Below are 6,283 nucleotides of genomic sequence, written 5' to 3' on the forward strand. Positions count from 1 at the left end.
CAATGTTGAAGTACTCTGAAAACATCCAGTCCGAAGAAGATACTGCTTTAACTAACACTATCATCATAAAATGAATATCACTCCAGACGAATTAAGTAGCTGCGCTTGCCTGTATTTAATGGACTGCACCACCTCATCTGACAGGCTGCATTGTGCTGTGAGTTCAATCGTTGGTCTTCCAATGAGTGATCCCATATAGCAGATTGCAGAGATGTAACAGGCACGAGGTCACGACTAATTAGTTTTAATCAACCGTGCCCCAAAAATCTATTTTCTTATAAAGAATGGAAAATTTTGAATACTAATATCCAGATGTTTTCTGCTATTCGGTCTTATTTTTCGGGTTGGGTACTAGGTCCTGTCACCAAACGCATAAAGCTTACCTGAGCATAATCACCATTGGCTTTATCGGTTTTCCAATCACCTGTACCTAAACAGGCTGGGTACCAAAAGCCTGGGTCGTCTTTAATGCTACATTGATCGTAGGCACCCGCTTTAAAGTAGAGCACGTCGCCCGTATAACCAGCAGGGTGGTCAAACTTATCAACCATGCCGTTGGCATCGATATTATCAGCTAAATTAATTTCAAAATTAACCTTACCATGACGAGCTGTTGTGAATGTCAAATACATAATATTTTCATATACATTCACTTCATAACTAAAGGCTTCATCAAGGGCGATACCTTTTTCACCCGGATTGTCAGTGTCGAGCCATGACTTACCCCAAACAAGATAACTGATATCTTGTCTGTCTGAGTTTTCCTTCTCTAGGTTACGTTCATAGTTCCAAAAAACAGAGCCATATTCCTGATCTGGTCTTTTTTTGTAGAAAATTTTTAGCGGTTCATTACCGTAACCATAACCTTCGCCCTCAGCGACTAAGGCTTGGTCTTTACCTGCATGAATTTGCCCCACAACCACCGAAAAAGCAGGGGCTTTTTCAGGATAAGCCGCGCGTTTTGCCACATGATTCACTTTAAGGGTGGCCTGTAAATTGCCACCTATTTGACTGTATTGCTCAGCGCGTTTATTGGCTTGTAGCGAGAAGTTATTCGCAAATTCATCTTTTTCGCCATTGATGCCACCAATGACTTGGTGTAACTCACTGCGGGTATTAGATGAATTTGGAGTAGTGAAGGCTTTATTAGGCGTGGTAAACACCATGTTGCCTTGTGCATCTAAATAAAAATAATCAGGATGCTGGTAAGTTTGGATATCTTTTACACTGATTTCATCAACCTTACCGTCATTATTGTCATCGGTAGGAATAGCGATTTTCCAGCCTGTAAGATCAAATTTATCGGCTGGCACCATAACCCGCTGTTCGCTTGCATCATTACCTGTATGCGCAGCGGTATTAGCGCTTGGACTACAAGCTGATAACATTAAGGCACTTAGCGTGATGGCACTACACGGAACCAGTATTTTTTTACATTTCATTATTTACACTCCATTAATCGTCGCTGATTCTGTACCGCGACTTTACAAAACTGCCAGTGACTTGTGCAGTGTCGCCATCTTAAGTTGACGGTAACTAAAACAGTTAGTTCCTAGCCAAGCCCTGCAGAATAGTCTTTACGATTTCATCTGGACTCGACTGCACGTCTATTACCCAAGCATCGTCAGACACTTCAAGGGTATTCAATTGGGAACTTAATAATCGTGGATCAAAAAAATGCCCTTGTCGCGAACTCAATCGTTGTGTGAGCAACTCTGTTGAACCATGCAGGATAATCCAGCGAATTTCTTTTTTGCATTTCGACCTCAGGGTCTCTCGGTAGGACGCCTTCAATGCCGAACAAGCGAGCACCCCTCCGCTCAGGCTTTCCCAAGCAGCCAACTCTATTGCAATCGTTTCCAACCAAGGCTGACGGTCTTTGTCATCTAAGGCAATACCTTGCTGCATTTTTTGTACATTAGACTGTGGATGAAAGTCATCTGCATCCAAAAAAGGCAACTGCAGCGCCTCAGCCAATAACTTACCTACCGTTGATTTTCCTGTTCCAGAAACACCACAAACGATCACAATCATCAGGCTTTGCCTCTATTGGCCACTCAGTGCGAGGATCCCGTTAATCGAAATCACCACAGAGAATAAAAATGCCAAACCCAAGACAAAATTAAGTAGATAACCAGCTGCATGTTTATCCATTAATTTTTTATTATTGATCATTAAAATGATGCCTAATACGACTAAGGGCAGCACAAATACATTAAACACTTGGGTTAATATTTGTCCTTTAACAGGATTAAAACCAAATACTGGAATGGTTAGTGCAACAAGTGCTGCGATGCCGGTGATAATTCGAAATTGTTTGGACTGGGTATCCAATCTACCCGAGCGGTAATCTTCAATTAACAGCGGTGCAATTAGCATACACGGAAACACCGAAGACAAACCTGCGGCCAGGGTGCCAAAAAAGAATACACTAAGGGCGCCTTTACCAGCGATTGGCTCCAAGGCACTTACCATGTCCACAACGTTTGTTACTGTTTTGCCGTCGTGATACAGCGCGCCAGCCGCTACTGCCATTACCGCGCCACTAATAATAAACACTAAGCCACCAGCGACAATAGCGTCTTTCTTTTGCTGGGCCCTGTCTTCGATAGTCCAACCCTTTCCTTGAATAAATAGGGGTCTGGACAGGAAGGTAGCGGCAGCCATGGTGGTTCCGACAAAGGCGGCAACCATCATTTTTCCACCCTCAACATCAGGTATAACAGGTATCAAACCTCTTACCACTTCAACGGGCAATGGGTGTACAACGAATAACGATAAGATGAAGGAGACCCCCATACAAGATACAAATATTACCAGAATTTTTTCAAACAGAGAGTATCTACCAATCAGTAATATCGCGTACATGGTACTAATCACCGTTACGGCAATTGCGATAACAACACCGTACTTATGCGGGATCACCGAGGGGAAATACATGGCAATCATTTCGAAAATAATATTGGCAGATATACCCAATATACCGATCAATGAGTTCCACTGACCAAAAGACACACCAATGATGATAAGTATGGCCATAGGTTTGCCAAATCTCAGGTGTTTCTTAAAACTGTAGAGTGCGGTCTCACCCGTCACTAAGGTAAAATTACCATAGGCGTAGATAAGCACCCCCGAAAACAGGCAACTTAACAACAAAACCCACAATAACTGCATACCAAAAGCGCTACCTGCCACGATCATTGCCGTGACACTACCAGTACCAATGGTATAGCCAATAGCTAAAAACGCCGGGCCGAAACTCAAAATTGTTCTAATTAGTGCTGACACATGTATTACCTCAAAAAATAAACCTAAATTCTATCAATCACAGACTGGCCCAGTGGGCTCAGCCTGTACTACATCTATACGCAGTGTTTGATGGTCAGTTGCTAGCACTCACTATTTAATCTGTTGCCACAAGTCCTATTTCTGAAAATTAATTTAATAATCAAATAGATAGACCATACTAATATTCAAACCCAAGTTACTAAAAATTGCTTTCTTCTGCCATTTTGACCACCCCAACAATGAGGATAATATTGGCGAAACGCCGCTGCTCACCTGTTTGGATAATTAAGGTTGTCATTGGCTGTCTAATTTTGTCATAGAAAGCCCAGCGCTCCATCACGTCCCAAGTCACGTCCCCTAATAATGTTTTATAGACATCATGGATCTCGGCATTCACTGCAACAGGTTTCTCCATAACGATTGCACCTTGAATAGGACACACTGCAAGTATGCCTTCGAGCACGGTCAAGGCATCTAATATGCCTGGACGAAAGTTAAGATGTACTGTTGTAGAGTTTGGACCTGTCATGGCTGCTACCGGCAAGTTACCGTCAGCAATCACAACTTGGGCAAAATGGCCCGAACGCCCAAGGGCTTCCATTATTGTTGGATGGATCACCGCTGTCTTGAGCATAAATTACCTTTATTAAAATGTTTAGATTAAAAACAGCAGCAGAATAGTGCTGTTTTTGCCCTGTTTAACCAACAACTACATGTTGTAAACACCACCATTGATATCGAGGGTCGCGCCGGAGATAAAACCATCGTACTCGGATGCCAGATAAACCACCGCCCGTGCTACATCATTGGCATTGCCTGCACGTTGAATGGGAATTCCGGCCACGGTTTTATCCGCTGACTCTTTGGTCGTATGCGTATTGTGAAAAGAAGTACCTAAGATAAGTCCCGGCGCAACAGCGTTGACACGAATGCCTTTAGACCCTAATTCTGCTGATAGGGCTCGTGTCAGAGTAAGAATGGCACCTTTACTCGTGGAATATGCCAGCGACCCTGCGTGACCGCCCTTGCGACCAGCAAGAGACGCCAAGTTGACAATACTGCTGTGATCATTTTTCGCCAGATGAGGTGATGCGGCTCGCGTTACAAACATCATGGACGTAACGTTGACGTCCATTACCTTGTGCCAAAACTTTGCATCCATGTCGCTCAGCAACTTTCGTCCGATCATAGAGCCCGCATTGTTAATGAGTATGTTTAAGCTGCCAAGGGCAGCAACTGTTTTTTCGACCACGGCATTAGCGTCCGACTCATTGGTTAAATCACCGCTTATCGCCAGCGCTTTTTGCCCCTTACTGATGGCATATTCGACCAATTGGTTTGCCGTATCAGCACTTGAAAAATAATGGATAGCAACGTTTGCACCACTATCAATTAAGTGTCTGGTGATAGCTTCACCAATACCCTGCGCGCCTGCTGTAACGAGAACGTTTTTTCCGATTAATTTGTTATTCATATCATTCCTAAATCAATAAAGTAGCTAATGGTATTTGTAGCAAAACAGCTTACTCTGGAGTCGCTGCACTCACGAGCAATTTCGAAAACGTGACTTTAGTGTAATCGCCATTCGCAACATCCGTTTCCCAGTCCCCTGTGCCCGGACAAGCGGGGTAACGCCAGCTCGGATCACCCGTTTTGGTACTACATTGATTGTAAGCGCCAGCTTTGAAATACATGGTTTCGTCTTTGTAGCCAAATACATAATCCGCAGGGTCTACCTCACCATTGACATCGGTATTGTCGGCTAGATTGATTTGGTAATTAACCGTATCGTGGTTGGCACTGGTAAATTCCAGATACATGATGTTTTTATATATATTCACTGTGTAGCTGAATTCTTCACCAAGGGCGATACCATTCACACCCGGATCGCTTGCATCATCCCAATTGTTGCCCCAAACGCTATAGGCGATATCAATTCGATTGGGATCATCTGTGGCCAGATTTCTTTCATAAGCCCAAAATACCGAGCCATTTTTATGGTTTGGCCATTTTTTATAGGAGATCTTCAACGGCTCATTACCCCAGCCAAATCCCGGAATTTGTTTATCGTCATCCAATTGAAAAGAATGCACCTGACCTACTACCACAGAATAGGCGGGCGGCTTATTTGGATATCCCGCGGTTTGCGGAACATGATCAACGTGCAGAGTCGCTTCTAACTTACCACCTAGCGCCGCATATTGAGACGCATGTTGGTTATCAGCCAACGCAAAATTGTTAGCGGGTGCGCCCTCGGCAATAGCTTGGTCGGTACCGCGGATCATATAGCGCAATTCACTACGGGTATTAGTGGATGTGCGTTCAGTCGCCGCCTTATTTGGGCTAGCGAAGACCATATGATTATCTTTGTCGAGATAGAAAAAGTCGGAATTAGAATAAGTCTGAAGTTCGGCCACATCGTAAATATCCGACACGGCATCCCTGTTTTCATCGAGTGGCACGGTAAGATACCAATGACTCAAATCAAATTTGCTCGCTGGAGGCAATTGCATGGCTTTTACATCATTTTTTTCCACAGGGGCAGTTGTGCCACCACAACTAGCCAAAAAAGCACAAAAAATTGAAGCTAAAATTTTAGAATTTCTATTGATCATAAATAATCCCGTATAAAATTGACGATTTAAAATTTGAATGTACTGCCCTGGATACAGAACCATCGGGACATAACCCATTTTTCCCCATTGTTTACCCTGCTGCTTTAGTCAGCTTAGACAAACAACATGCCCAGTTAAGATTGCTACATCTTCAAGTTATATAGGATGTTAACGTCTTATCTGGCCAAATCATTGCTCATACTCTACAGAGATCTATTGTCTCTCTAGCAATGACGATAATTTTTATAAAAAAAGAAAAGCCTATTAACTTAATAGGCTTTATTTTAATTTTTTTAGAACTTAGCGCGCACCCCAACAGTCATTCGACGGTCAGCTTCACTATATTGCCAGATACTGCCTAACTCTGTCGTTTGACGGAT

Annotated in this window: 6 protein-coding genes; all 6 read right to left on the minus strand. The window is 43.2% G+C overall.

What is annotated here, in order from left to right; all coding sequences use genetic code 11:
- Positions 1-332: 332 nt before the first annotated feature.
- The gene (locus tag NWQ57_RS12260; protein WP_306022438.1) at positions 333-1,442 is read right to left on the minus strand and encodes a polysaccharide lyase family 7 protein; all 1,110 of its coding nucleotides are present in this window, start codon (positions 1,440-1,442) and stop codon (positions 333-335) included.
- Between the two features lie 103 nt (positions 1,443-1,545).
- The gene (locus NWQ57_RS12265; RefSeq protein WP_306022439.1) at positions 1,546-2,034 is read right to left on the minus strand and encodes a gluconokinase; all 489 of its coding nucleotides are present in this window, start codon (positions 2,032-2,034) and stop codon (positions 1,546-1,548) included.
- A 12-nt stretch (positions 2,035-2,046) separates the two neighbouring features.
- Positions 2,047-3,288: an Nramp family divalent metal transporter gene (locus NWQ57_RS12270; protein WP_306022440.1), complete on the minus strand. Its 1,242-nt coding sequence runs from the start codon at positions 3,286-3,288 to the stop codon at positions 2,047-2,049.
- A gap of 199 nt (positions 3,289-3,487) precedes the next feature.
- Positions 3,488-3,922 (minus strand): RbsD/FucU family protein, encoded by a 435-nt coding sequence (locus tag NWQ57_RS12275; protein ID WP_306022441.1) that lies wholly within the window; start codon positions 3,920-3,922, stop codon positions 3,488-3,490.
- Between the two features lie 75 nt (positions 3,923-3,997).
- Positions 3,998-4,762, minus strand: coding sequence for an SDR family NAD(P)-dependent oxidoreductase (locus NWQ57_RS12280; protein WP_306022442.1), 765 nt, complete (start codon positions 4,760-4,762; stop codon positions 3,998-4,000).
- A gap of 49 nt (positions 4,763-4,811) precedes the next feature.
- Positions 4,812-5,903, minus strand: coding sequence for a polysaccharide lyase family 7 protein (locus NWQ57_RS12285; protein ID WP_306022443.1), 1,092 nt, complete (start codon positions 5,901-5,903; stop codon positions 4,812-4,814).
- Positions 5,904-6,283: the final 380 nt, after the last annotated feature.

This window comes from Paraglaciecola sp. (assembly GCF_030730205.1).
Taxonomy (GTDB): domain Bacteria; phylum Pseudomonadota; class Gammaproteobacteria; order Enterobacterales; family Alteromonadaceae; genus Paraglaciecola.